Source organism: Proteiniborus ethanoligenes (assembly GCF_900107485.1).
GTDB classification, from domain to species: Bacteria; Bacillota; Clostridia; order Tissierellales; family Proteiniboraceae; genus Proteiniborus; species Proteiniborus ethanoligenes.
In genome coordinates this window covers 18,022-41,612 of sequence record NZ_FNQE01000025.1, presented here as the reverse complement: position 1 = coordinate 41,612, position 23,591 = coordinate 18,022, and the positions used below count along the sequence as shown (strand labels likewise).

General features: G+C 32.6%; 22 protein-coding genes. 3 read left to right on the top strand and 19 right to left on the bottom strand.

The window, feature by feature from the left end; all coding sequences use genetic code 11:
* Window positions 1-78: 78 nt before the first annotated feature.
* The 4 genes from BLV37_RS10850 to BLV37_RS10835 all read right to left on the bottom strand — a co-directional run bounded on the left by BLV37_RS10850 (window position 79) and on the right by BLV37_RS10835 (window position 2,978).
* Entirely contained in the window at window positions 79-1,158 is a 1,080-nt protein-coding gene (locus tag BLV37_RS10850) for an HD-GYP domain-containing protein (RefSeq protein WP_091731241.1), read from the bottom strand.
* A gap of 155 nt (window positions 1,159-1,313) precedes the next feature.
* On the bottom strand, window positions 1,314-1,580 hold the full coding sequence (locus BLV37_RS10845; protein WP_091731239.1) for an HPr family phosphocarrier protein: 267 nt from the start codon (window positions 1,578-1,580) through the stop codon (window positions 1,314-1,316).
* A gap of 4 nt (window positions 1,581-1,584) precedes the next feature.
* On the bottom strand, window positions 1,585-2,541 hold the full coding sequence (gene whiA, locus BLV37_RS10840) for a DNA-binding protein WhiA (protein ID WP_091731237.1): 957 nt from the start codon (window positions 2,539-2,541) through the stop codon (window positions 1,585-1,587).
* Window positions 2,542-2,573: 32 nt separating this feature from the next.
* The gene (locus BLV37_RS10835; protein WP_091731234.1) at window positions 2,574-2,978 is read right to left on the bottom strand and encodes an NUDIX hydrolase; all 405 of its coding nucleotides are present in this window, start codon (window positions 2,976-2,978) and stop codon (window positions 2,574-2,576) included.
* A 191-nt stretch (window positions 2,979-3,169) separates the two neighbouring features.
* On the opposite strand from BLV37_RS10835, the gene BLV37_RS10830 reads away from it, so the two are divergent.
* Complete coding sequence (locus BLV37_RS10830) at window positions 3,170-4,210, top strand: M42 family metallopeptidase (RefSeq protein ID WP_091731230.1); 1,041 nt, start codon at window positions 3,170-3,172, stop codon at window positions 4,208-4,210.
* A gap of 29 nt (window positions 4,211-4,239) precedes the next feature.
* On the opposite strand, the gene BLV37_RS10825 is transcribed toward BLV37_RS10830, so the two are convergent.
* Window positions 4,240-5,607, bottom strand: coding sequence for a tryptophanase (locus BLV37_RS10825; RefSeq protein WP_176967961.1), 1,368 nt, complete (start codon window positions 5,605-5,607; stop codon window positions 4,240-4,242).
* A 290-nt stretch (window positions 5,608-5,897) separates the two neighbouring features.
* Between BLV37_RS10825 and BLV37_RS10820 the strand changes: the two genes are divergently transcribed.
* Window positions 5,898-6,566, top strand: coding sequence for a beta/alpha barrel domain-containing protein (locus BLV37_RS10820; protein WP_091731228.1), 669 nt, complete (start codon window positions 5,898-5,900; stop codon window positions 6,564-6,566).
* A gap of 187 nt (window positions 6,567-6,753) precedes the next feature.
* Here the strand turns inward: BLV37_RS10820 and BLV37_RS10815 are convergent, their stop codons facing one another.
* From BLV37_RS10815 to BLV37_RS15195, 12 genes are all read right to left on the bottom strand, one after another.
* Complete coding sequence (locus BLV37_RS10815) at window positions 6,754-7,791, bottom strand: gluconeogenesis factor YvcK family protein (RefSeq protein WP_091731225.1); 1,038 nt, start codon at window positions 7,789-7,791, stop codon at window positions 6,754-6,756.
* A gap of 12 nt (window positions 7,792-7,803) precedes the next feature.
* Window positions 7,804-8,661 carry an RNase adapter RapZ gene (gene rapZ, locus BLV37_RS10810; RefSeq protein ID WP_091731222.1) on the bottom strand — a complete coding sequence of 286 codons (858 nt, stop codon included), beginning with the start codon at window positions 8,659-8,661 and terminating at the stop codon, window positions 7,804-7,806.
* A 21-nt stretch (window positions 8,662-8,682) separates the two neighbouring features.
* The gene (locus tag BLV37_RS10805) at window positions 8,683-9,414 is read right to left on the bottom strand and encodes a PHP domain-containing protein (RefSeq protein ID WP_091731219.1); all 732 of its coding nucleotides are present in this window, start codon (window positions 9,412-9,414) and stop codon (window positions 8,683-8,685) included.
* 81 nt (window positions 9,415-9,495) lie between these two features.
* Window positions 9,496-10,410: a UDP-N-acetylmuramate dehydrogenase gene (murB, locus tag BLV37_RS10800; RefSeq protein WP_091731217.1), complete on the bottom strand. Its 915-nt coding sequence runs from the start codon at window positions 10,408-10,410 to the stop codon at window positions 9,496-9,498.
* A gap of 132 nt (window positions 10,411-10,542) precedes the next feature.
* Window positions 10,543-11,877: an extracellular solute-binding protein gene (locus BLV37_RS10795; RefSeq protein ID WP_091731214.1), complete on the bottom strand. Its 1,335-nt coding sequence runs from the start codon at window positions 11,875-11,877 to the stop codon at window positions 10,543-10,545.
* A 95-nt stretch (window positions 11,878-11,972) separates the two neighbouring features.
* On the bottom strand, window positions 11,973-12,512 hold the full coding sequence (locus BLV37_RS10790) for a hypothetical protein (RefSeq protein ID WP_091731212.1): 540 nt from the start codon (window positions 12,510-12,512) through the stop codon (window positions 11,973-11,975).
* A 186-nt stretch (window positions 12,513-12,698) separates the two neighbouring features.
* Window positions 12,699-13,166, bottom strand: a complete 468-nt coding sequence (gene aac(6'), locus BLV37_RS10785) for an aminoglycoside 6'-N-acetyltransferase (protein WP_208975256.1) — start codon at window positions 13,164-13,166, stop codon at window positions 12,699-12,701.
* Between the two features lie 185 nt (window positions 13,167-13,351).
* The gene (locus BLV37_RS10780; protein WP_091731209.1) at window positions 13,352-14,281 is read right to left on the bottom strand and encodes a nucleoside hydrolase; all 930 of its coding nucleotides are present in this window, start codon (window positions 14,279-14,281) and stop codon (window positions 13,352-13,354) included.
* A gap of 167 nt (window positions 14,282-14,448) precedes the next feature.
* A complete protein-coding gene (nifJ, locus tag BLV37_RS10775) occupies window positions 14,449-17,973 on the bottom strand; it encodes a pyruvate:ferredoxin (flavodoxin) oxidoreductase (protein ID WP_091731207.1) in 3,525 nt (1,174 codons plus the stop codon).
* Between the two features lie 164 nt (window positions 17,974-18,137).
* Window positions 18,138-19,067 carry an HPr(Ser) kinase/phosphatase gene (hprK, locus tag BLV37_RS10770; RefSeq protein WP_091731204.1) on the bottom strand — a complete coding sequence of 310 codons (930 nt, stop codon included), beginning with the start codon at window positions 19,065-19,067 and terminating at the stop codon, window positions 18,138-18,140.
* A gap of 10 nt (window positions 19,068-19,077) precedes the next feature.
* Entirely contained in the window at window positions 19,078-20,952 is a 1,875-nt protein-coding gene (gene uvrC, locus BLV37_RS10765) for an excinuclease ABC subunit UvrC (RefSeq protein ID WP_091731202.1), read from the bottom strand.
* A gap of 99 nt (window positions 20,953-21,051) precedes the next feature.
* Window positions 21,052-21,321, bottom strand: a complete 270-nt coding sequence (locus BLV37_RS15195; protein ID WP_208975255.1) for a hypothetical protein — start codon at window positions 21,319-21,321, stop codon at window positions 21,052-21,054.
* Window positions 21,322-21,427: 106 nt separating this feature from the next.
* Here BLV37_RS15195 and BLV37_RS15190 point away from each other — a divergent pair, with 106 nt between their 5' ends.
* Window positions 21,428-21,760 carry a hypothetical protein gene (locus tag BLV37_RS15190; protein ID WP_208975254.1) on the top strand — a complete coding sequence of 111 codons (333 nt, stop codon included), beginning with the start codon at window positions 21,428-21,430 and terminating at the stop codon, window positions 21,758-21,760.
* Between the two features lie 60 nt (window positions 21,761-21,820).
* On the opposite strand, the gene BLV37_RS10755 is transcribed toward BLV37_RS15190, so the two are convergent.
* Window positions 21,821-22,447 carry a response regulator transcription factor gene (locus BLV37_RS10755; protein ID WP_091731196.1) on the bottom strand — a complete coding sequence of 209 codons (627 nt, stop codon included), beginning with the start codon at window positions 22,445-22,447 and terminating at the stop codon, window positions 21,821-21,823.
* Window positions 22,425-23,540 (bottom strand): sensor histidine kinase, encoded by a 1,116-nt coding sequence (locus tag BLV37_RS10750; RefSeq protein WP_091731193.1) that lies wholly within the window; start codon window positions 23,538-23,540, stop codon window positions 22,425-22,427. The genes BLV37_RS10755 and BLV37_RS10750 overlap by 23 nt, the downstream gene beginning before the upstream one ends.
* Window positions 23,541-23,591: the final 51 nt, after the last annotated feature.

The following is a 23,591-nucleotide window of genomic DNA, read 5'->3' as shown; positions in this document are numbered from 1 at the left end:
TCCTCTTAACAAAAAAAGATAGTGGATTTCACTATCTTCATTATACCAAAACTAATATTAGGTTACAATTTTATGCCCTTAAAATAATTCTATATTATCTGTTGTACCAACTATATTAATCGAATCGTCTGTTTCAGATAAATCTATTATATATGGTATCTTTACTTTACTTCCAGCATTATTATATAATATCCTAACTACTGGTCTAGATATGTATTTTTTATTATTTGAGACTACATAGCCTTCAAGTCCTGTATTCAGTATAACTCCTTTTCCTACTGGATATCTAGCTACATTTTTTAAGAAATTATCAACAATGCATTTGTCAAACTGAGTTCCAGCCATAGATTCAACATAGTCTATAGCCTCATCCGTACTAATTTTGGTTCTGTATACTCTATCACTAATTAATGCATCATAAACATCAGCAATGGAAACTATTCTAGCATACTCGTGAATATCCTCTCCCTTTAAGTTATGAGGATACCCATTGCCATCAAATCTTTCATGATGAGATAACGCTATCATTCTAGAATCAAAGCTTATGTTTTTTATATTATTTAATATACTATAACCTAGTATAGTATGTTTTTTTATTGTTTCGAATTCACTTTTTGATAGACTATGAGGTTTGTTAAGTATCCTAATATCAATTTCTGTTTTGCCAATATCATGAAGTATAGCTCCCACACCTAGATCAATAAGCTTTTCTTTACTGTAGCCTAAGCTTAAACCTATAACCATAGATAATATGGAGACATTTACACTATGACCAAAGGTATAATTATCAACTGTTCTCATATCAGATATATTTACCAATATGTCTTCAGCAGTTAATAATTCATCCACTATGCTGACAATAATACCTTTTATATGTTCGAATTCCCCTTCATCAAATAGACATATATTATTCATAATATTTTCAATAGCTATTAAAGAGCTTTGTTTTAGCTCACTTCTAACTATGTCATGAATCTCTATTTTATCATCTAAATCATCTCTAACATAGATATTAGCTATTCCTAAGTCTTTAAGTTTTGATATATATCTTTCCTTAATTAAAACACCCTCATCAATTAGTACTGCCCCATTACTTGCAAATATAGGCCTTGCACATATCATGCCTTCTTTAAGCGATTTCGTTGAGATAAGTATCATGGTAGTCTCCTTTTCATGACAAAAAACAATAAATTTATCCACATTTTGATATTATATTATATATCTACCAAAAAAAGTAGTAATTAATGCATAATTTTAACAAATAGGGACTTTTGAACTATCGCTACATATTACTTAAAGGATTTATGTGCTTTTTATTCCTCATCTAATCTGTTCTCAACTAAATCTAATAAGTCTTTCATAGCAGCTTCTTCGTCTATTCCATCAATTGTTATTTTTAATTCTTCACCTGGGGATACTCCTAATGACATTATACCCATAATACTCTTAGCATTGACTCTTCTGCCATCTTTTTCAACATAAATTTCGCTTCTATATTTGCTACATGTTCTTACAAATATTGCAGCAGGCCTAGCATGAAGCCCTATATTGTTTTTTATTTTAGTAGTTTTTGTTATCATCTTATTATTTCCTCCTCTCTTTTAGCTGCTCTGCTATTTCCTCTAGTTTTCTGAGCCTATGATTTACTCCGGATTTTCCTATTGGCGGGTTTAGCATCATTCCTAATTCCTTCAAGCTAGCATCTCTGTGTGAAAGCCTTAATCTTGCAATATCAACTAGATTTTCAGGTAAATGCTCTATACCCATTGCCTTGTCTATATATTCTATATTAGTTATTTGTCTTATAGAAGCATTAATAGTTTTTTCTAAATTAGCAGTTTCACAGTTGACTATTCTGTTTACATTATTTCGAACTTCTTTAATTATTCTTATATCCTCAAGCTTAAGCAATGCAGAGTGTGCTCCCATAATATTTAACAAATCAACTATTTGTTCTCCTTCTTTAAGATATACTACATAGCTTTCTTTACGCAACACTATTTTTGAATTTAGTCCGAAGGTATTAATAACATCAGATAAATCCTTACTATGTTGTTCATTATGTGTAACAAACTCTAAATGATAAGTCTTTTCAGGGTTACTAATAGAGCCACCCCCTAAAAAGGCTCCTCTAATATATGACCTTTTACAACATCTATTATGAACTATACTATCAGGTATACCATAGTTTATTATATAATGTAGCTTGTTATCCTTTTTTATTACTTTAGTATCAACAAGTATCTTTTCTGCATCTTTAGAATGGCTAACTATGATTAGATAATTATTATTCTTTTTTAACTGCTTGTTTTTTCTAACCATTACTTCAACATTTATATTATATAGTGACTTTATTAAGGTAAATATTCTTCTTGCTATAGCTGCATTTTCAGTAGTAAATTTCAAGCTTACCCTTCCTAGTCCACTAAGCTGAATAGAACCACTCATTCTTATAAGTGCAGCTAGTTCAGCTAACATACAACAATTATTTTCTGTTGGAATTCTAGATAATTCATTTTTAGTTTTTGATGAAAATGACATATGCCACACCTTCCTCATTAATGGCTCTTATATTACATGTTTTGTATCGCCTTTAATATGATCTTCTTCTCATCTTCGTACTTTGCTATTTCTGCAGCCCTATTAACATGTACAAATACCGCATCTACAAAGCCTTCTTGTTTTTGTGGTACACAATCCATGTTCCTAGTTTCCATTAAAAACCAATGAACTGTTTTGTTAACGATTTCTTCCTCATCTCTAGTATTCCTAAAAGTGTAATTTATTTTACCCAAATATTTAACAATATTTGCTTTTACACCTCCCTCTTCTAGCACTTCTCTGGTTGCTGCTTCTGCAATGTCTTCATTGTCTTCTACCTTTCCCTTTGGAAGAACCCAATCGCCATTATATTTTCTCAAAAGTAATATTGCATTACCAAATACTACAACCCCTCCTGCACTTATCTCCTGTCTCATGTTGCCACACCCCTATATAAATATCCCATTTATAAATCATAAAAAGTATATACAATTAAATTATCATATAAGTTCAAATCTTTCAACTATTCAAGGGCTTATTTGGCTATAGTTTTGTTTACTATTTTGGCTACCTGATGTAAAATTGTATTATATTACATAGATATATTATTTTAAAGGAGGATTTGCTTATGAATGTAGACATGATATATGCTATTGACAGGCTTGTTGAGATTTTAAAAACCCCAAGTCCTACAGGCAATACTAAGGCAGCTATGGATATAATAAAAAAAGAATTTGATGACCTTAAGGTTAAAACCCACCAAACTAAAAAGGGAGCTTTAATAGCTACTATAGAAGGTGAAAATGATCGAATTCATAAAACACTATCAGCTCATATTGATACATTAGGTGCTATGGTTAAAGAAATTAAAGGCAATGGAAGATTAAAAATTACACAGATAGGCGGTTATTCATGGAATACTATTGAAGGAGAATACTGCGTTGTTGAAGCATCTAATGGGAGAAAATATTCAGGAACTATTGTAACTACTAAGGCATCTACTCATATACATGGTGGTGAAACTAGCAAGCTTGAAAGAAATGAAAATAGTATGGAGATTAGACTTGATGAGAAGATTGAAACTGCAGAAGAGATTAAAAAACTAGGTATTTCTGTTGGTGATTTTGTTTTTCTTGATCCAAGAACTACAGTTACTGAAAGTGGCTTTATAAAATCAAGACACCTAGATGATAAAGCAGGCGTAGCTGCCATATTAACTATAGCAAAATATTTTAAGGACAATGGAATTAAGCCAAAATATACTACTCATTTCTTTATAAGTAATTATGAAGAGGTTGGTCATGGTGCTTCAGCTTCAATACCTGAAAAAACCGTTGAGTTTATTGCCATAGATATGGCAGCCCCTGGAGATGGTCAAACCTCAGACGAATATAGTGTAACTATATGTGCAAAGGATTCAAGTGGTCCATATGATTTAGAATTAAAAAACAGATTAGTAAATATTGCGGAAAATAATGACATAAACTACAAAATAGACATTTATCCATTCTATGGTTCAGATGCTAGTGCTGCAATGAGGGCAGGCTGGGAATTCAAGCATGGGCTTATAGGTCCAGGAGTAGATGCTTCACATTCCCACGAAAGAACTCATAGAGATGCTATTGAAAATACTGTAAAATTAGCTATTAAATATTTATTAGCAGAATAAAATGAATGCGACAATTAGTCGCATTCATTTTATTCTATAGGCTTTAGTTTAGCTATAAAATGTCTAAGTACCTTTGGTTCATACGTAAATTCGTAGCCTCTAAGCTCATCCTTCCTTTTTGCTATGTTTATTAATGCTTGGGCAACTACATCCATATGATTATTAGTATATACTCTTCTAGGTATAGTTAGCCTTAAAAATTCTAAGGGTGATTCAAGCTGCTCTCCTGTATCAGGGTCTCTGCCTAATAAGAATGAACCTACCTCAACACCTCTAACTCCCGCTTCTATATAAAGCTCTACACATAGAGCTTGAGCTGGAAATTGATAATATGGTATATGAGGAAGAAGTTTTTTAGCATCTACGAAAACTGCATGACCTCCTACAGGCTTTTGTATAGGTATTCCACCTTCATCAAGCCTTCTAGCTAGATACTCCATTTGTCCAATTCTAGCTTGTAAATAAGATTCTTCAACAGCCTCTCTAATACCCCTTGATAAAGCTTCCATGTCTCTACCTGTAAGACCTCCATAAGTTGGAAATCCCTCCATAGGTATTACCATTTGTCTTACACCATCAAATAAGCTTTCGTCTTCTTTGATGGCAACCATTCCTCCCATATTTACTATTCCATCTTTTTTAGCACTCATAGTCAATCCTTCTCCATAGGAGAACATTTCTTTAATTATTTCCTTTACACTTTTATCCTTGTATTCTTCTTCTCTTTGTTTAATAAAATATGCATTTTCTGCAAATCTAGCCGCATCGAAGAAAATCCTCAGTCCATATTTATCTCCTATGCTTTTTACAGCCTTGATATTTGCCATTGATACAGGCTGCCCACCAGCACTGTTACATGTTATTGTTATCAATATAAAAGCACAGCTTTCAACACCTTTTTCTTGTATAAAGGCTTCAAGCTTTTCTACATCAAAGTTTCCCTTAAAAGGATGCTCTAGCTGAGTGTCATAAGCTTCTTCGATAACAAGATTAGTAGCCCTTCCCCCTTTAAGCTCTATATGAGCCTTAGTAGTATCAAAGTGCATATTTCCTAGTACATGCTGACCTGGTTTTATCAATAGAGGAAATAAAATATTTTCAGCTCCTCGTCCTTGGTGTGTAGGAACTAGATATTTGTATCCGATAATTTCTTCAACAGTTTCCTTTAGGTTATAAAAGTTCCTGCTGCCAGCATATGCTTCATCCCCAAGCATTAGTCCTGACCATTGATGATCACTCATAGCACCAGTACCACTATCAGACAGCAAATCAATAAACACATCCTCAGATTTTAATGCAAATTGGTTATAGCCAACCTCCTTAATCTTTTTAATCCTCTCCTCCTTAGGGATTAATCTGATACTTTCTACCATTTTAATCTTATAAGGTTCTGCCATTTTAGCATAAATCTCACTCACAAAAAGCCCTCCTTTACTTTATCAGTTTAAATTACTAAATTTATTTTAAGCCTTCAAAAATATTTATATAGAAATTATTCTATATCTAAGCTCCATTTCCTTTATATTTTTTCATTAATTATTTAATTAATTTTATGTAATATTTTCATCTAAAACTCGAGCATCTATTAAGTCTAATTGTGTTGTTAGCTTTGGCTATAATATTTTGATTGGAATACATTCACGTTGATGTTATAATAAATTACAACTTATAAAAGGGGGCTTTTATAATGGAAGAAAGAAGAATTCCTGCGATTTCCAGTTATTTAAAAAGAAATATGATTTATATTCCAACAGTCATTGAGAAAGCCTCGGGAATACGAGTTAATGGGAAGCTAATTCGTTCCTTAGTGTTCTCCACTGACGTAGCTATAATAAAAAATATTAATGCCGATGCAGTAATTGCAGTATATCCATTTACACCTCAACCTGTTATTACTCAATCTATTATGACTGCTGCTGATATCCCTGTTTTTTGTGGCGTAGGTGGAGGCATTACTACAGGGAAAAGATCAATAAATCTAGCTCTACATGCTGAATTTCAAGGAGCCATGGGAGTAGTTGTTAACGCCCCAACCTCCAATGACGTAATAAGTGAAATGGTAGATACTATAGATATACCCGTGGTGGTTACAGTCACTACTGCTAAAACAGATATTTTAGAAAGAATTAAAGCAGGAGCAAGTATTTTAAATGTATCTGGTGCAAGTAAAACTCCTGAAATTGTAGCTACAATCAGAAAGGATTTCCCCGACATACCTATTATTGCAACAGGTGGTCCTACTGATGAAAGTATATTGAGAACCATAGAAGCAGGGGCAAATGCTATAACTTATACACCGCCAACTTCTGCTGAGCTTTTCTCAACTCTGATGGAAAAATATAGAGGCGAATTATAAGAAAAGCTTATATGATCACATTGAAATTAAGGAAGCTTTTCTTGAAACTCATTACAGTCAAGTTCTTTTATATTAAAAAATTAAAGTAGAACTTACCTATTCATTATAAGAAAATACAACTAAAGCCTGTATTCCTTCGTATTAGCAAAGGATTACAGGCTTTAGTTATCTCTTTTTATCTTTTATTTTATTTATCTTTTCTATTCATAACTAAATCCAATATAATTTGACTTAGCTTAATTGCATCATGTCTAATATAATTCTTTTTAATATCTATAAGATTGTTTTTTATTACTTGTATTCCCATTTGGTCTAACATCTTTTCTTCTTCATCTGTGATAATAACTGCTCTAGCTCCATCCTTCTCATATATGGCTAAAATCTCTTCTGGTATCTTTTCTATATTTGCTATAACATAATCTATTATCCCTTCTTTAGAATGTTTAATTATAGCCTTTATATGATCTAAAACTCCATAGTTATCCGTTTCTCCAGGCTGAGTCATTACATTTGATATATACACCTTTAATCCTTTAGAATTATGAATATGCTTTACCATATCAGAAACAAGCAGATTGGGTATTACACTAGTGTATAGACTGCCTGGTCCTAGAACTATGCAATCTGCCTCCTTTATTGCCACTACGGCTTCATCTAAGGGCTTGGCTTTTTTAGGCTTTATAAATACCTGTTCTATTCTGCTCCCTAGCTCGCCATTTTTTATAGGTATATTAGATTCTCCTTCTATTACATGTTCATCCTCTAGTTTAGCATAAAGCTTTACATTCTCTAAAGTCATTGGGAGCACTTTCCCTGTTACAGCTAATACATTACTCATTTCCTTAATGGCAGTTTCAAAGTTTCCATATATATCATTCATGGCAGCTATAAATAAATTACCGAAGCTTTGCCCCTTAAGTCTTCCTTCCTTAAATCTATGCTGTAAAAGCCTTTCCATAGCTGGCTCCGTATTTGCTAAGGCTAATAAACAGCTTCTAATGTCGCCTGGTGGTAGCATACCTAAGTCTTCTCTTAAAACCCCTGAACCTCCACCATCATCAGCTACTGTTACTATTGCAGTAATATTTGAAGTATATTCCTTTAACCCACGTAAAAAAACTGAAAGTCCTGTTCCTCCACCTAAAACTACAACCTTAGGACCTCTGGTAAGAAGTTTTTCTTTGCTAAGTATTTTATTAGTCAGCTTTCCATTTCTAAAATGCATATTATTTCCCCTTTATGATTTTTCGCAATCCCTGTGATTCATAATAACTCTATACTCTTTTTCTTTTAAATCCTCATATAATACATTAGCTATAGTAACAGAGCGATGCTTTCCGCCTGTACATCCAATAGCTATAACTAGCTGACTCTTTCCTTCCTTGATATAAAAAGGAATCAAAAAATCAATCATATCTATTAGTTTTTCAGTAAATACTTTTGTCTGCTCCCATTTCATAACATATTCTCGTACATTTTTATCATTTCCAGTAAAGTCTTTAAGCTCTTGGATATAATAAGGATTAGGCAAAAATCTTACGTCAAAAACTAAATCCGCATCAAGAGGTACTCCTTTCTTAAAGCCAAAGGAAACTATAGAAACTGTTAAGTTTTTAGTTTCCTTACCTTCTAAAAATATATCTCTTATTTCTTCTTTTAGCATGGCTGTAGTTAGATTTGACGTATCTATAATGTAGTTTGATTTCATTTTTACTTCATCTAATTTTTCTCTTTCACTTTCTATACCATCAATTATCCTGCCTTCAGTGCTTAAAGGGTGAGGTCTTCTCTGCTCCTTAAATCTCTTAATCAATACTTCGTCAGAGGCATCTAAGAATAATATTTTGTACTCAAAGCCTGCTTCTTCAAGATCATAAAGACTTTTGAATAAATCGTTAAAAAACTTTCCACCTCTTATATCTACAACAACCGCCACTTTATCAATATTTCTCTTTGAATGTAAGCATAAGTCTGCAAAATCTGGAAGAAGTGCAGGAGGAAGGTTGTCCATACAATAGTATCCTATGTCTTCTAAGACTCTGACAGCTTGGCTTTTACCAGCACCAGATAATCCTGTTATTATAATAAATTTCATTTCCAAACACTCCTTTCTTTTTTAATCCACAGCGTTCACTATTTTTTCTACCTTAAGATTAGCCTCTAATGCTCTTCTTATTCCTTTTTCTACTTTGCCCACGTCTTCTGGTCTGTGTGCATCACTATTGATCATGAACTTTACTTCTTCCTCCATAGCAACTTTAATGTACTCAACTGTTAAAAAACCATGACTCGCATTTATTTCTAATGCTGTTCCTCGTTTAGCAGCTGCCTTAGCTAATTCTCTTGTGTCTATATCTACCTTTGCTCCTGGGTGCGTGATTAAATCTATATTATATCTATTTATTGCATTAATAACAGCCTGGGTATTTAATCTTCTAGCTTTTTCTCTAATTCTTTTAGAAAATCTTCTTAAATAATTAAGAATAAACATTTTATAGGCATCTCCTAGAGATTTTGGTAATGATCCAAAATGAAAACCAACTAATAGTATGTCTATCATGCCTATTATTTCATCATTTACATCTATCTCGCCATCATATCCAATTATATTAGCTTCCACACCTAAGAGTATTTTAATATTACTGTACTCCTTATTTAGTTCATCAATTTCTTTTCTCATTTTTTTAAAGTTTTTTCTCTTTACACCAAAGCCTATATGCCTAGGTCCATGGTCACATATGGCAATTTCCTTAAGTCCTTTTCTTATGGCACTCTCTACATTTTCCCTTATAGTTCCTTTTCCATGACTATATATAGTATGAGTATGATAGTCACCAATTATCTTCATTTGTTAGCCTCCTTCAGCTTTATCCTGCATAATAAATAAAATACTAAGGCAACATTTGCAGGAACACGATTTTAATTATCATTACTCTTCTCCTATAATTTTAACCTCTGTCTCAAGTTTTACCCCATATTTGTCGGATACAGTTTTCTGAACTACCCTAATAAGATTTATTACATCGTCAGCAGTAGCATTACCTATATTTACAATAAATCCGCAATGCTTATCTGAAACTTGTGCCCCTCCAAGTATTAAACCCTTCAAGCCTGCATCTTCAATTAGCTTACCTGCAAAATATCCTTCAGGTCTTCTAAAGGTACTTCCTGCACTAGGTAAATGAAGAGGCTGCTTTGATGTTCTCTTTTCTGTAAGCTCATTAGTATAAGCCCTAATATCCTCGTAGTTTCCTTCTTTTAATTTCATCTCTACCTGAACAACAATTAATTTTTCGTTTTGTATCCTACTTTGTCTATACCCAAATTCCATATCTGAATTTTCATACTCTACAAAATTGCCATTTTCATCTACGCATTTAACCTTTGTGACTACATCCTTCATTTCTCCACCATAAGCACCGGCATTCATGGCAATGGCTCCTCCTAAAGAGCCTGGTATTCCACTGGCGAATTCTAACCCCGTTAAGGAGCTTCTAAGTGCGGACTTAGATACTACAGACAATAATGCTCCAGCTTCAGCGATTAGCTTTGTCCCCTCTATGATTATATTATTTAAGCTTTCTGATATTTTTATTACAATACCACGTATGCCTTTATCTCTAACTATTATATTGCTACCGTTTCCCATTACAAAATAGTCTAAGCCTTCACTTTTACATAGTTTAATCGAGCTAGCCAACTCTTCTATACTACCTGGTAATACTAAAACATCTACAGGTCCTCCGATTTTAAATGAGGTATGCTTGCTCATAGGCTCATGAATCAGAACATCACCTTTTTCTATAATATTTTTAAATAGTCTATAAACATGATTTTTATCCAATTATATCAGCTCCATTCTAAATGAAAATCTTTATATTATACCTTCTCTGACATATAGAGATAGGGTTATGTTTCTAGCTTTTAGTATATCTTTTTTTATATTAATTAACAACAGTTGGTGATTTTATATTTTTTATTTATCACCACTTAACTGTATAACCTGCTTTCTTGCTTCTTCTATGGCTTCCTCAGCAGTTTTATCTCCTAAAATTGCTAGCCTAATTTGAGTTTGCAATATCCTATCTATTTCCTTCCATTTCTTATGCTTAGGCAATGACATAGTATAAGATAAGCAATCTTCAATTTTTTTCATATTTGCATCATTTATGTATATATCATCTATATTGCTTTTAGCTGGAAATACACCTAGCCTTTCTAATTCCCTTTGATGGTTTTCTTGAGTAATGAATTTTAAAAACTTAATACACATTTGAAGCTTGCCTTCATCTTCTTGTTTAAAAACACCATATGCACTGACACTGTTATTTAAGGATATGGGAATCCTTCTGTCACCTATTGGATAATTTGCTGCCATATATTCAAAGCCTTCTCCAGAGCTGTAGCTTTCTAAAAGTGTTTTCGCAGCCCAGGAGCCTGTAGGATAAACTCCTACCTTTTTTTTGTTAAAAAATAAGTCCCAGGCCTCGTTTTCATCACATATCCCAAAGCTCTCAGGTGTCACATTATGTTTTTCCTTTAAGTCAATAGCCTTTTGAAGTCCACTTACAGCTTTTTCTCCAAAAAAAGAATATTTTCCTTCCTCATTTACTATATGGGCACCATCACTTAATATTATACCCCATAAATTATAGTAATCTGGCTTTATGGGAGAAATAAATCCAAAATAGTCTAGCTTACCATCATTATTTTCATCCCAGGTTAATGCTTTCATCTTCTCAACAAACTCATCATAAGTCCAGTTACCATCTAGGGGAAGCTCTACTCCTCTTTGCTTAAACAGCTCTACATTTAAAAATAGGGAGTATGTAGTCATCATAAAAGGTACTCCCCACATCTTCTCGTCCTTTGTAACTGCGCTCATTGCCAAATATTTAAATTCTTTTATTTCACTTTCAGTAAAATATTCATCTAGGGGTTCCAATATAGAACCATCCATATACAAATAATCTGTTCCTATAGGTGCTATGTCAGGCAAATTGTCTGTCTTAAGTGCTACCTCAAGCTTTATAGGTCCTTTTTTCCAGTCTAATGGTGTTAGCTCAATAAAAACACCTGGATTTTGTCTTTCAAATTTTCTTATTTTATCCTGTATCCAACCATATCTGCTACCTGTTTTTGAGTCAACTCTTGGAAAATCCCAAAGCTGAATTACGCCCTTCCATGCCTCTGTTTTTTTATTATTTATTTCTTCAAGCCTTGCTGGTTCATATATAAAAACATTTAAGGGCCACATAACTATAAAAGCTATTAAAATCATTGATATTATAGTTTTAAAAATCCTTTTCATTCTATCACTCCCTAGAATATAAATATTCTAAGTATATGTCCTTTATGTGATTAAGTTCTTTCTAAATCAAGAAGCGACTCAAAAAAGAGTCGCTCTTAATGCCTTTTATGTTTTTCTTCTAACAAACTGGAAATTAATGTTCCTGCACTTTTTTTACTTAATGATGTTATATCAATATCCTTTCTTAAATCGTCTGATAGCTTCTTTATTGTCTCTATCTGTCTTCTAGTAGGAGGCTCAACAAAGTAATCCTCAGAGCTAAAATCATCAAATTCAAGATTTTTATCCTCACTTACACCTTCAATATTTATTTCCTCTATTGATGTCATACCTACATTAGTAAGGTCTCTTAAAGCTCTTGCTTTTGCACGAGTAGATGCCATTCTTATAATATGAGGCTGGATAGTTGAATTTACAGACATAGGACTTGCATCGCCATAATCTACAAAGGTTCCATTTTCCGCAACTACAACTGCCTTGCAAATGGCTGTCATGTTGTTATCCTTTGATGGTACCTGAATAAGCTCAACCTGTATTGATTTTAAACTCTTCTGATGTGCTAAATCCAAAAGACCTTCATAGGTTACAAAAGACTTTCCCTGAAGATTGATAATAAATTTTTCGTTTATAGACATAAAATCACCTTTTTATTTTATTTTGCTACTAATATGAGTATTTAAACAGGATAATTAAGTAAATAATGCTCTATGGAATTATTAATACATTAAGAAAGAGGCTAAATTAGCCTCTCCTTTTCAAATCCTATATTAGCCTAAGAAATTAAACTTGAAAACGTATCAATAATGCTATAAAAGTAAGAATCAGTCATTGATGTCTTTAATAAAACAAATAACTCTTTCTACTTCATTAAACCCAACCTTTTTGTGAAAGTCATAGCTAATATTATTATCTATTAAAATATCAGAAGCCATTTGTTTACAGCCTCTGCCACTTGCCCATAATTCTCCTGCCCTTACTAATTTTCTTGCTATGTTTCTATTCCTATGTTCTGGTTTTACATAAATACCTTCAACATAACCTACTGGACTTGATTCAGAGCCATTTACATAATCATTTCTAATAGAAACATTAATAAATCCTACATATTCATTATCTAAATAATATAAAAAGCATTCTTCCTTATCTGAGCCTAAAATTCCTAGAAAAATGTCCTTTAATTCATTCTCTAGGTAATCTGGCCATAATTGAATACCCATTTTAACCCAATCATTTAAAATTGCTTTATTCGCCTTCTGAATGCATTTATCTATTTCCTTTTGTTCACCCAATATTGTCAGCCCCTATAATTAATTTTAACTATTGTATAATATTTTTATTTTGAACATTTAATATTATAACCTATTTATTGCCTTGGCAAACAAGGCTAACATACCAGTTATAATAAGCCGTCCTACTGGTACTCCACCTAAAAAAACCGAGCATTTGAACTAAACTGCTCGACTTTCGATATACCTTATATATATGCTTTCATCATATCCTTAAACATTTCAACAAATTTTTCTCTATCTAATCCTAAAGACACCTCTGCGTTAGGGTTGTTTTTAGTTACTCTTTCCATATCTATAACTGTTCTGCCATAAGTCAATTTTCCTTCTGTCTCAATACCTACATGATAGTTTCCCTTTTCTATAATATCAGGTTCTATAACTGTAGCTACTGCTAATGCATCATGTATTATAGCACCATCTAGACCAGAGGATCTTTTACGAAAATCAGCATTAAAATATAATAGCTCTTTTACTGCAGAAGACACCCTACTTTCTATTGAACAAATTTCTCTAATTTCATTTTCCTTTACTATTGACTTATTAGTAGCATCTAAGGTCACCATTGTAATAGGTATTCCTGATTTAAAAACTATATCCGCTGCTTCCGCATCTACATATATGTTAAATTCTGCTGATGGGGTAGTGTTTCCTAAGTAAGATGAACCTCCCATCAGTGTAATTTTTTCAATTTTATCCTTTATATCTGGGTGCACCATTAAAGTAATAGCTATATTTGTAAGTGGTCCTAAGCATATTAATTGAAGCTTTCCATCACAAGCTTGTGCTTCCTCATAAATGGTATTCCAGGCTTTTTTATAATATACATCATTAGGACTTTCAGGTAATATTAAAGTTCCTAATCCAGTATTTCCATGTACCCATTCAGCAGTTTCTAAGGTTTTAATTAGTGGTCTGTGAGCTCCCTGTGCTACTTTTGTTTCCGCCTCTATATACCTAACTAAATCTAATGCATTTCTTGTAGTTCTTTCTAATGGAATATTTCCTGCTACTGTAGTTAATGCTTTTATGTCTAGCTTATCTGATGAAAATGCTAGAAATATTGCTATTGCATCATCCATACCTGGGTCTGTATCAATAATAACTGGTATTTTCATTAATAATCTCTCCTTGTCTTAATGTTTTATTCTATTATAAGTAATATATCATTTATTCGCTTTGCTTTTTGGAAATCCTTTAATTAATAAGCAAGAGCAAGAAAAGCCGCTGAAAAATTCTATTTATTGAATTTTCCAGCGGCCTTAGCTTTTTATTTATTTTTATCTTATGCTTCTGCTAACTTCTTATATTTTTCGTATTTTTCTTTTGCTTCTTTTTCGGCTTTAATAAATAATTCTTCTGCTTGCTCTGGGAATGTCTGTACTAATGATGAATATCTAACCTCACCATTTAAGAACTCTCTAAATGAAGCCTTTGGTTCTTTGGAATCTAGGACAAATGGGTTCTTTCCTTCATCAGAAAGTAATGGATTGTATCTGTATAGATGCCAATATCCAGCTTCTACTGCTTTCTTAGATTGATTTTGAGTACGTCCCATTCCTTCTTTAATTCCATGGTTAATACATGGAGCATATGCAATGATTAGTGATGGTCCATCGTAGCTTTCAGCTTCTAATACTGCTTTAAGGAATTGATTCTTATCTGCACCCATAGCTACTTGTGCTACATAAACATAACCATATTGTGCAGCAATCATTCCAAGGTCTTTCTTCTTAACCTTCTTACCTGAAGCAGCAAACTTAGCAACAGCTGCTGTTGGTGTTGATTTAGATGATTGACCTCCTGTATTTGAATAAACCTCTGTATCAAATACAAGCACATTTATATTTTCACCTGAAGCTAGTACATGGTCTAATCCGCCGTATCCAATATCGTATGCCCAACCATCTCCACCTACAATCCACATGGATTTCTTGATTAGATGATCTTTTTTATCAGCAAATTCTTTTAATATTTCATCTGCTCTAGCATTTCCAGTGTTTAGATTTAATAATGGAAGTACTTTAGCTGCTGCTTTCTTAGAAGCATCTGCATCTTCCTTGCCTTCTATCCATGCATTGAAAACTTCTTTGATTTCATCTGATACATTTAGTTCTACTAGCTCTCTAGCTAAATCTTCTAGCTTGCTTCTAATTTGTTTTACAGCAAGTGCCATACCATATCCATACTCAGCATTATCCTCAAATAGTGAATTTGCCCAAGCTGGTCCTTTTCCTTCTTTATTAACACAGTATGGTGTTGAAGGAGCTGAACCGCCCCAGATTGATGAACAACCTGTAGCATTAGCTATCATCATTCTATCTCCAAATAATTGAGTAATCACTTTTGCATAAGGTGTTTCCCCACAACCTGCACATGCACCTGAAAATTCAAGAAGCGGCTGTGCAAATTGGCTTCCTTTTAATGTTGTTAATGGCATTAAATCATCTTTAACTGATACAGTCATTGCATAATCCCAATTTGGCACTTGAACCTCTAATTGTTCTTCTATTGGTTTCATAATTAGAGCTTTTTCTTTTGCTGGACATATATCAGCACAGTTGCCACAACCTGTACAATCTAGTGTGCTTATTTGTATACGATATTCAAGTCCTTCTAAGCCTTTTCCTATTGCCTTCTTAGTTTCAAAGCTTTCAGGAGCATTTTTCTTTTCGTCTTCATTTACTAAGAATGGTCTAATTGCAGCATGTGGACAAACAAATGAACATTGATTACATTGAATACATTTGTCCATTTGCCACTCAGGCACGTGAACTGCAATACCACGTTTTTCATATGCAGCTGTTCCATGTGGGAATACTCCATCTTCAACACCTACGAAAGTACTTACTGGTAAAGAGTCTCCTTCCTGTCTATTCATAGGAATTAGTACATTTTTAATGAAATCAGGAACTTGTTTTTTAGCTTCTTCTTCAGCTTCTGCATCTTTCCAAGCTTCTGGTACATTAACTTTTACTAAAGCATTAATACCGCTATCTATAGCATCATAATTCATTTTAACTATCTTTTCACCTTTTCTACCATAAGATTCATCAACAGCTTCCTTCATGTATCTTACAGCATCATCAATGTCTATAACATTAGCTAGTTTAAAGAATGCGGATTGCATAATAGTGTTTGTTCTATTACCTAAGCCTAAGCTCTCAGCTATTTCTGTAGCATCAATTGTGTAGAAATTGATATCATTTTCTGCAATATATTTTTTCATGCTTGCAGGTAATTTTTCATCTAACTCATCTACTGACCATATACAGTTTAATAGGAATGTTCCACCTCTTTTCAAGCCCTTTAATAAATCATATTGATTTACATAAGCTTGAGTTGAACAAGAGATAAAATCAGCTTCATCTATTAAATAAGTTGATTTAATTGGTTTCTTACCAAATCTTAAGTGAGATATAGTTACTCCACCTGATTTTTTACTGTCATAAGAGAAGTAGCCTTGAGCATACTGATCTGTTTTATCACCAATTATTTTAATAGAGTTTTTATTTGCACCTACTGTTCCATCTGAGCCTAAGCCCCAGAACTTACATCTTATAGTTCCTTGTGGTGCAGTTTTTATTTCTTCTTTTACTTCTAATGATTTATGAGTTACATCATCTACAATGCCTATGGTAAATCCATCAGCTGGTTTTTCACCCTTAAGATTGTCAAATACAGTCTTAATTTGTGAAGGTGTAGTATCCTTTGAGCCTAAACCATATCTGCCACCAACTATTAGTGGTGCATTTTCCATGTTGTAGAATAATGTTCTAACATCTTGGTATAATGGCTCTCCTAATGCTCCTGGTTCTTTTGTTCTGTCTAGTACAGCTATTCTCTTAACTGTCTTTGGTAATACATTAAAGAAGTATTTAGATGAGAATGGTCTATATAGATGAACTTTTATTAATCCATATTTTTCTCCATTAGCATTTAGGTAATCTATAGTTTCCTCGATAGTTTCACATACTGAACCCATAGCTACTATTATATTTTCTGCATCTTCTGCTCCATAATAGTTAAATGGATAATATTCCCTTCCAGTAATTTTAGTTATTTCTTTCATGTAGTCAGCTACAATATCAGGTACTGCATCATAGAATTTGTTTGCTGCTTCTTTGGCTTGGAAGAAGATATCTGGATTTTGTGCTGTTCCTTTTGTATAAGGACGTTCAGGATTTAAAGCTCTGTTTCTGAACTCGTTTATAGCATCATAATCTACTAATTTTGCAAAATCCTCATAAGATATTTCTTCAATTTTTTGAATTTCATGAGATGTTCTGAATCCATCAAAGAAATGAAGGAATGGTACTCTTCCTTTAATAGCACTTAAATGTGCTACTCCTGCTAAATCCATTACTTCTTGAACGCTACCAGAAGCTAATAGAGCAAATCCAGTTTGTCTAGTAGCCATAACGTCTGAATGATCACCAAATATTGATAATGCGTGTCCTGCAATAGCACGTGCAGTTACATGGAATACTCCAGGTTGTAATTCTCCAGCTATTTTATACATGTTTGGAATCATTAATAATAATCCTTGAGAAGCTGTAAATGTAGTAGTTAAAGCTCCTGCTGATAATGAACCGTGTACAGTTCCTGCAGCACCTGCTTCTGATTGCATCTCAGCAACATGTACTGTTTGACCAAATATGTTTTTCTTGCCATTAGCAGCCCATTCATCAACATGCTCTGCCATAGTTGATGACGGTGTTATAGGATAAATACCTGCAACTTCAGTAAAAGCATAAGCAACGTAGGCTGCAGCAGTATTACCATCCATAGTCTTCATGACTTTTGCCATTTTGTAACCCCCTTGTTATTAAAAATACTGTATACAATATATCCCTTATACTTAGTATATTAAACTATTTAATTAAAGTCAATAAAACTAATACCAATAAATATTACAAAAATGTCTTAGTTTTAAAATATTTATTGATTTACTTATTAAAATATAGGATATATTTATTTCTGCTTTTTCTTTTCAAGCTCCTGCATTAGCCTTCTATCTAGCTCTGTAGCTGCACTATATCCAAATTGCTTTTGTCTTGTATTTCTTGTAGCCACCTCAAGAATCATAGCAACATTCCGTCCAGGCCTCACTGGTATAGTAAGCTTCAATACTTGTTTCCCTAAAATATCTATATATTCGTCATCTAATCCTAATCTATCATATTCTTTTTGAGAATCCCAATCTTCAAGCTCTACAACTAAGTCTATAGCCTCCCATTTCTTCACTGCGCCTATTCCATACAATCTTTCTATATCTAATATTCCTAGACCTCTTATTTCAAGAAAATGCCTAATAAGCTCTGGAGATTCGCCTATAAGCAAATCCTCCCCAACCTTTTTAATTTCAACAGCATCATCTGCAATAAGTCTATGTCCTCTTTTTACTAGTTCAAGAGCAGTTTCACTTTTCCCTACACCACTTTCACCTGTTATCAATATTCCCATGCCATAAACTTCCACTAATACACCATGCATGGTTATTTGAGGAGCCAATGCATCGTCAAGATAATTAATTAATCTGTTTATAAATTTGGTAGTAGTCATTTCTGTTCTTAATATAGTTTTGTTATACTTTTTTGCTGCATCAATGACCTCATCAAATATTTCTAGATTTCTAGTAAATATTACTGCAGGTAATGGATACTGAAAAATAGTGTCTAGTCTATTCGCTCTAACTTTTTTCTCAAGTCCGGCTAAAAAGTGCCATTCCACGTTTCCGATAATTTGAATTCTTTTATAGCCAAAATATTTAAAAAAACCAACAATCTGAAGACCTATTCTGCTTAGCTCACTCCTAGTTATTTCTGTTATAGGATTATCTGATTTATGAATAACCTCTAATCCTAAATCTTCTATTAATTTATCAATAGATACTGACTTCATGTTCTCCTCCTTATCCTTTTCTTGTATTTTGTGCCCTGAAAAAATCAGATACTTGTTGGGCTGCCAGCTTATTCATACCTTCAACGGATGCCAGCTCTTCAACAGTGGCTTTTTTAATGTTATCTATAGAGCCAAAGGCTTTTAAAAGTGCTTTCTTTCTCTTATCTCCAATTCCTTTTATATCATCGAGTATAGATCTAATCATTTTCTTATCCCTAAGGCTTCTATGATAATTAATAGCAAATCTATGGGCTTCGTCTTGTATTCTGGTTATAAGCTTAAACCCAGAGCTATTTGTAGTTAGTTCTATTTCTATATCTTCATATGTTAAGGCTCTGGTTTTATGAAAATCATCCTTTACTAAACCACAAACAGGTATATTGAGTCCAAGTTCATTTAATACTCTCTTAGCCACATTTACCTGACCTTTCCCTCCATCCATCATAATCAAATCTGGAAATACTGAGAAGCTCTCTATCCTTGCTATATTTTGTTTGATTAAATCCTTTTCTTTAATGCCCCTATTAAATCTTCTATATATAATTTCCTCCATACTACCATAGTCATCTGGACCTAAAACAGTTTTTATTTTAAATCTTCTATAGTCACTAGTCTTTGATTGTCCATTTTCAAATACTACCATTGAGCCTACCGATTCTACTCCTTGTATATTTGAAATATCAAAGGCTTCTATTCTCTTAGGTATATCATCTAATTGTAATGCTTCCTTCAATTCATTTAGGGCTTTAAGATTTTCGTCCATTTTTCTCTTTAGCTTGTCTCCATGCTGAACTAGCATGTCTAAAGCATTTTTTCTCACCATTTCAACTAGGAGATTTTTTTCTCCTCGCTTAGGTACCTTTACACTTACCTTTGAGCCTCTTTTTTCACTAAGCCAGCTACTAACAGCCTCCATGTCCTCGAATTCATCTTCTACAAGTATTTCTTTAGGAGTATAGGAGGTTCCTATATAAAACTGTTTGATAAAAGAGCTAAGTATTTCTCCTCTTTCAAGGTATTCAGTATCCTTTAGAATAAAATGCTCTCTTCCTGTAACCTTTCCTCCTCTAACAAAGAAAACCTGAACGCATGCCTCATCTATTCCTGTAGCCATTCCTATTATGTCTTGGTCTATTAAAGTATGGGAAACTATCTTTTGTTTTTCTAATATAAGATTTAATGAATTTATCTTATCTCTATATTTTGCAGCACTTTCATAATCTAAGCTTTTAGCTGCTTCCTTCATTTTTTCTTCCATAACCTCAATTAGCTTTTCTTCTCTGCCATTTAAAAATAGTAATATTTCATCTATCATTCCCATGTATTTTTTCTCATCTACGTCATAATGACAGGGTCCAAGACATCTACCAATATAGTAGTTGAGACAAGGTCTTTGTCTTCTTTCGTTTTTATCAAAGTTCATTCTACAGGTTCTTAGAGGATAAAGATTATTTATTATTTCTAGGGTGTCATTTACAGCGCCACCACTAGTATAAGGTCCAAAATACTTTGCCCCATCCTTTAGTATATTTCTAGTCTTTATCACTCTTGGAAATTTTTCATTTGTAGTTACCTTAATATACGGATACTGCTTATCATCTCTCAATAAAATATTATACTTAGGCTTATGCTTTTTTATTAAATTTGCCTCAAGTATAAGAGCCTCTACTTCTGTGTCCGTAATTATATACTCAAACTCCTCTATGTTTTTTACCATAGCATTGACCTTTGGAGTATGATTTTTTGATGATTGGAAGTATTGTCTCACTCTTTTTTTCAAAGATATTGCCTTGCCCACATATATTATTTGCTCTTCTTTGTCCTTCATCAAATATACCCCAGGCTGATCTGGTAGCTTTTTAAGCTTTTCTTCTATATTAAACAATGATTTTCACCCTTTGTAGCTTTCATATTATATAATTATAATACCACATTTATGTTGTTTAAATTGAAAAATTGTATATAATTTAGATTAAAGAAACTTTTATAGGAGGTCTAATATGTCTCTTACTAAAAAGACTGTGATTTCTTTCTTAACCTTCTTTCTTTCTCTATTTATAATATCTGCATTTTCGCTAGTTATAAGCCCAGTCATTAGTTCTATGAATGAAAATATAGTAATCAATATAGTGATTCCTTTTTTTAGCACTTTAGTACTTATATCTTTTGCTTTGTTGCAAGGACTTATAAGATATCTATTCCACAAAAAGGCTTTAGACTCTAATACTACTCTACTATCTGTATCTATAAGCAAGTTTATTATGAGGGAAAAAATAATATTTTATCTACTCTTAATATTTTTTTATTTATTACCTTTATTGAGGGGAATTATTTTTGATTACACATTATTAATAAGAATTATGCTTTTTATAGGTTCTGTTTTCTTTATACAAATGCTGTTGAGAAAATCTAATAAAAACACTAAAATATTTTTTCAAAGAAATGGCTTATTAATAACAGGCTTTGATGCTAGAATTGAAATACCCTTTAGATTAAACGTATATATACACAATGATTCAGGGTATTATAGCTATAATGATATTGAAAATTATTTTATATATTCTGATCGTATAGAGCTTTACCTAGTAAATAGTATTGGCAAAATAGTCTTTCATGCTAATGGTGAGTTAAAGAGGCAGGTTACAGGCTTGATGGTCCAAAATAATATACCCATCAGAAATATTTCAGAATAAAAATTAGAACTTTTCTATTCGTATAAAAACAGAGCAAGAATTATTTTAGTAATTCTTGCTCTACATATTCTTTAAATAAAATATAGCCAGCTGGGTTCTATCTCTTAAGTTTAATTTATCTAAAAGCCCAGTTATATAATTTCTAACAGTACCTTCACTTAAATAAAGCCGAGCTCCTATCTCTTTATTAGATAGGCCTTCTGATATTAGTTTTAATATTTCTAGTTCTCTGTTTCCAAAATCGTAATCTACATCATTCTTTTTATCCGGTTTATCCTTTATCATTGAGGTTAAAGTATCTGCAATTTCCTTATCTAATACTGTATTCCCTCTATATACTGCCCTTAAGCTATCTACAATACTATCAGAGGATTGATTTTTCAAAATATAACCTTCCGCTCCGTTCTTTATTGCTTCTCTTATGTATTCGTCATCCTTAAAGGTTGTTAATATTATTACTTTGGTATGGCTAAAATGTTCTTTTATAAGCTTTGTACCTAATACTCCATCCATTATCGGCATTCTTATGTCCATAAGAACTATATCTGGTCTAATTCTTCCGCATAAATCAAAGGCTTCTTGTCCATTAGATGCAATACCCACTACTTCTATATCAGACTCTAAGCCCAGAAGTATTTTCAAGCTATCTCTTATCAAACCATCATCATCTACTATAAGTACCTTCAATCCTCACACCTCCTTGTATGTTTTCTATTGGTATAATGGCTACAATCATAAATCCATCCCTTGAGTCAATAGAAATGCTGCCCCCTATATTAGTGAGTCTTTCTCTCATTCCGCTAATACCTAAACCTTCTTTTATATTCTCACAGCCTGTTCCATTATCTTTTATAAAAAGCCTAATAAATTTTTCATATACATCTATACTGATAATTATCTTATCAGCTTGAGAATGCTTCGAAGCATTAGTTAATGCTTCCTTAATGCTAAGACTAATGACTTCTAAGTTATTTGGAGAAATATTATTAAAATCTCCTTTGTAGCTAAAGTCTACGGTGCAAAAAGAAAAGTTGTGGATAATTTCTTTAATATATTCTATGCCTACTTTATCCTTTGGCTTAATATTATGGACTGTATTTCTAAGTACTATTAAAGTATCTGATAGGTTTTCAATAGAGTCTTTAAGTAGCTTATCTGATTTTTCATTGTCCTTAGTTCGGAGCTTAAAGGAAGCCTGTAATTGTAGTAAAACTCCTGCAATTTTATGGCCTACAGTATCGTGAATTTCTCTAGCTATACGGTTTCTCTCCTTAACCTCTGTTATATAAACTATTTCCTTAGACATGTTTATTAGCTTTATTCTACTTTGTTCTAGGTCGTATCTGTATTGTCTTTCTCTATCATAGCTTTCTTTATAATTTGTTTCCTTCTCCTTTAGGCTAGTAGTCACAAAGGAAAAGAAGCAGCTCAATACTATTAATAGAGAAAAATCTCCAAACTGATTTAAGCCTAACGTAAAAAATCCAAATAATAATATAGGGATAATTAAAAAATATATTCTAACTCTAATAAAATCATAAGCCCCAATAGCTAATAAAATAATAAATAGTGAATTATATCTAGCTCCTACAGCTATAAGTGTAGCTTCTATTAGAGCTATAATAATATCTAAAGCTTCATGCTTATTATATTTTTCTCTATATATGTCAAAGGATATGACAACCAATAGAATTATTATTTCTGTAGGGGATATTTCATATGAAATTGACATTTTAAATATTGTGTATATTAGAATCAATAGTTTAAATATATAATGCATAAATTCATACCCCACTTAATTTTTCTATAGATTTTAATAGACTTCTACGTT

Coding starts and splice junctions, on each gene's coding strand:
- BLV37_RS10825 (WP_176967961.1), bottom strand. CDS start 5,607: ATGGCAGAACCTTATAAGATTAAAATGGTAGAAAGTATCAGATTAATC.
- whiA (WP_091731237.1), bottom strand. CDS start 2,541: ATGTCATTTTCATCAAAAACTAAAAATGAATTATCTAGAATTCCAACA.
- BLV37_RS10830 (WP_091731230.1), top strand. CDS start 3,170: ATGAATGTAGACATGATATATGCTATTGACAGGCTTGTTGAGATTTTA.
- BLV37_RS10790 (WP_091731212.1), bottom strand. CDS start 12,512: ATGTCTATAAACGAAAAATTTATTATCAATCTTCAGGGAAAGTCTTTT.
- BLV37_RS10845 (WP_091731239.1), bottom strand. CDS start 1,580: ATGATAACAAAAACTACTAAAATAAAAAACAATATAGGGCTTCATGCT.
- BLV37_RS15190 (WP_208975254.1), top strand. CDS start 21,428: ATGCTTTTTATAGGTTCTGTTTTCTTTATACAAATGCTGTTGAGAAAA.
- BLV37_RS10780 (WP_091731209.1), bottom strand. CDS start 14,281: ATGAAAATACCAGTTATTATTGATACAGACCCAGGTATGGATGATGCA.
- BLV37_RS10750 (WP_091731193.1), bottom strand. CDS start 23,540: ATGCATTATATATTTAAACTATTGATTCTAATATACACAATATTTAAA.
- BLV37_RS10815 (WP_091731225.1), bottom strand. CDS start 7,791: ATGCATTTTAGAAATGGAAAGCTGACTAATAAAATACTTAGCAAAGAA.
- BLV37_RS10835 (WP_091731234.1), bottom strand. CDS start 2,978: ATGAGACAGGAGATAAGTGCAGGAGGGGTTGTAGTATTTGGTAATGCA.
- BLV37_RS10805 (WP_091731219.1), bottom strand. CDS start 9,414: ATGAAGATAATTGGTGACTATCATACTCATACTATATATAGTCATGGA.
- hprK (WP_091731204.1), bottom strand. CDS start 19,067: ATGAAGTCAGTATCTATTGATAAATTAATAGAAGATTTAGGATTAGAG.
- nifJ (WP_091731207.1), bottom strand. CDS start 17,973: ATGGCAAAAGTCATGAAGACTATGGATGGTAATACTGCTGCAGCCTAC.
- BLV37_RS10850 (WP_091731241.1), bottom strand. CDS start 1,158: ATGATACTTATCTCAACGAAATCGCTTAAAGAAGGCATGATATGTGCA.
- BLV37_RS10795 (WP_091731214.1), bottom strand. CDS start 11,877: ATGAAAAGGATTTTTAAAACTATAATATCAATGATTTTAATAGCTTTT.
- rapZ (WP_091731222.1), bottom strand. CDS start 8,661: ATGAAATTTATTATAATAACAGGATTATCTGGTGCTGGTAAAAGCCAA.
- BLV37_RS10820 (WP_091731228.1), top strand. CDS start 5,898: ATGGAAGAAAGAAGAATTCCTGCGATTTCCAGTTATTTAAAAAGAAAT.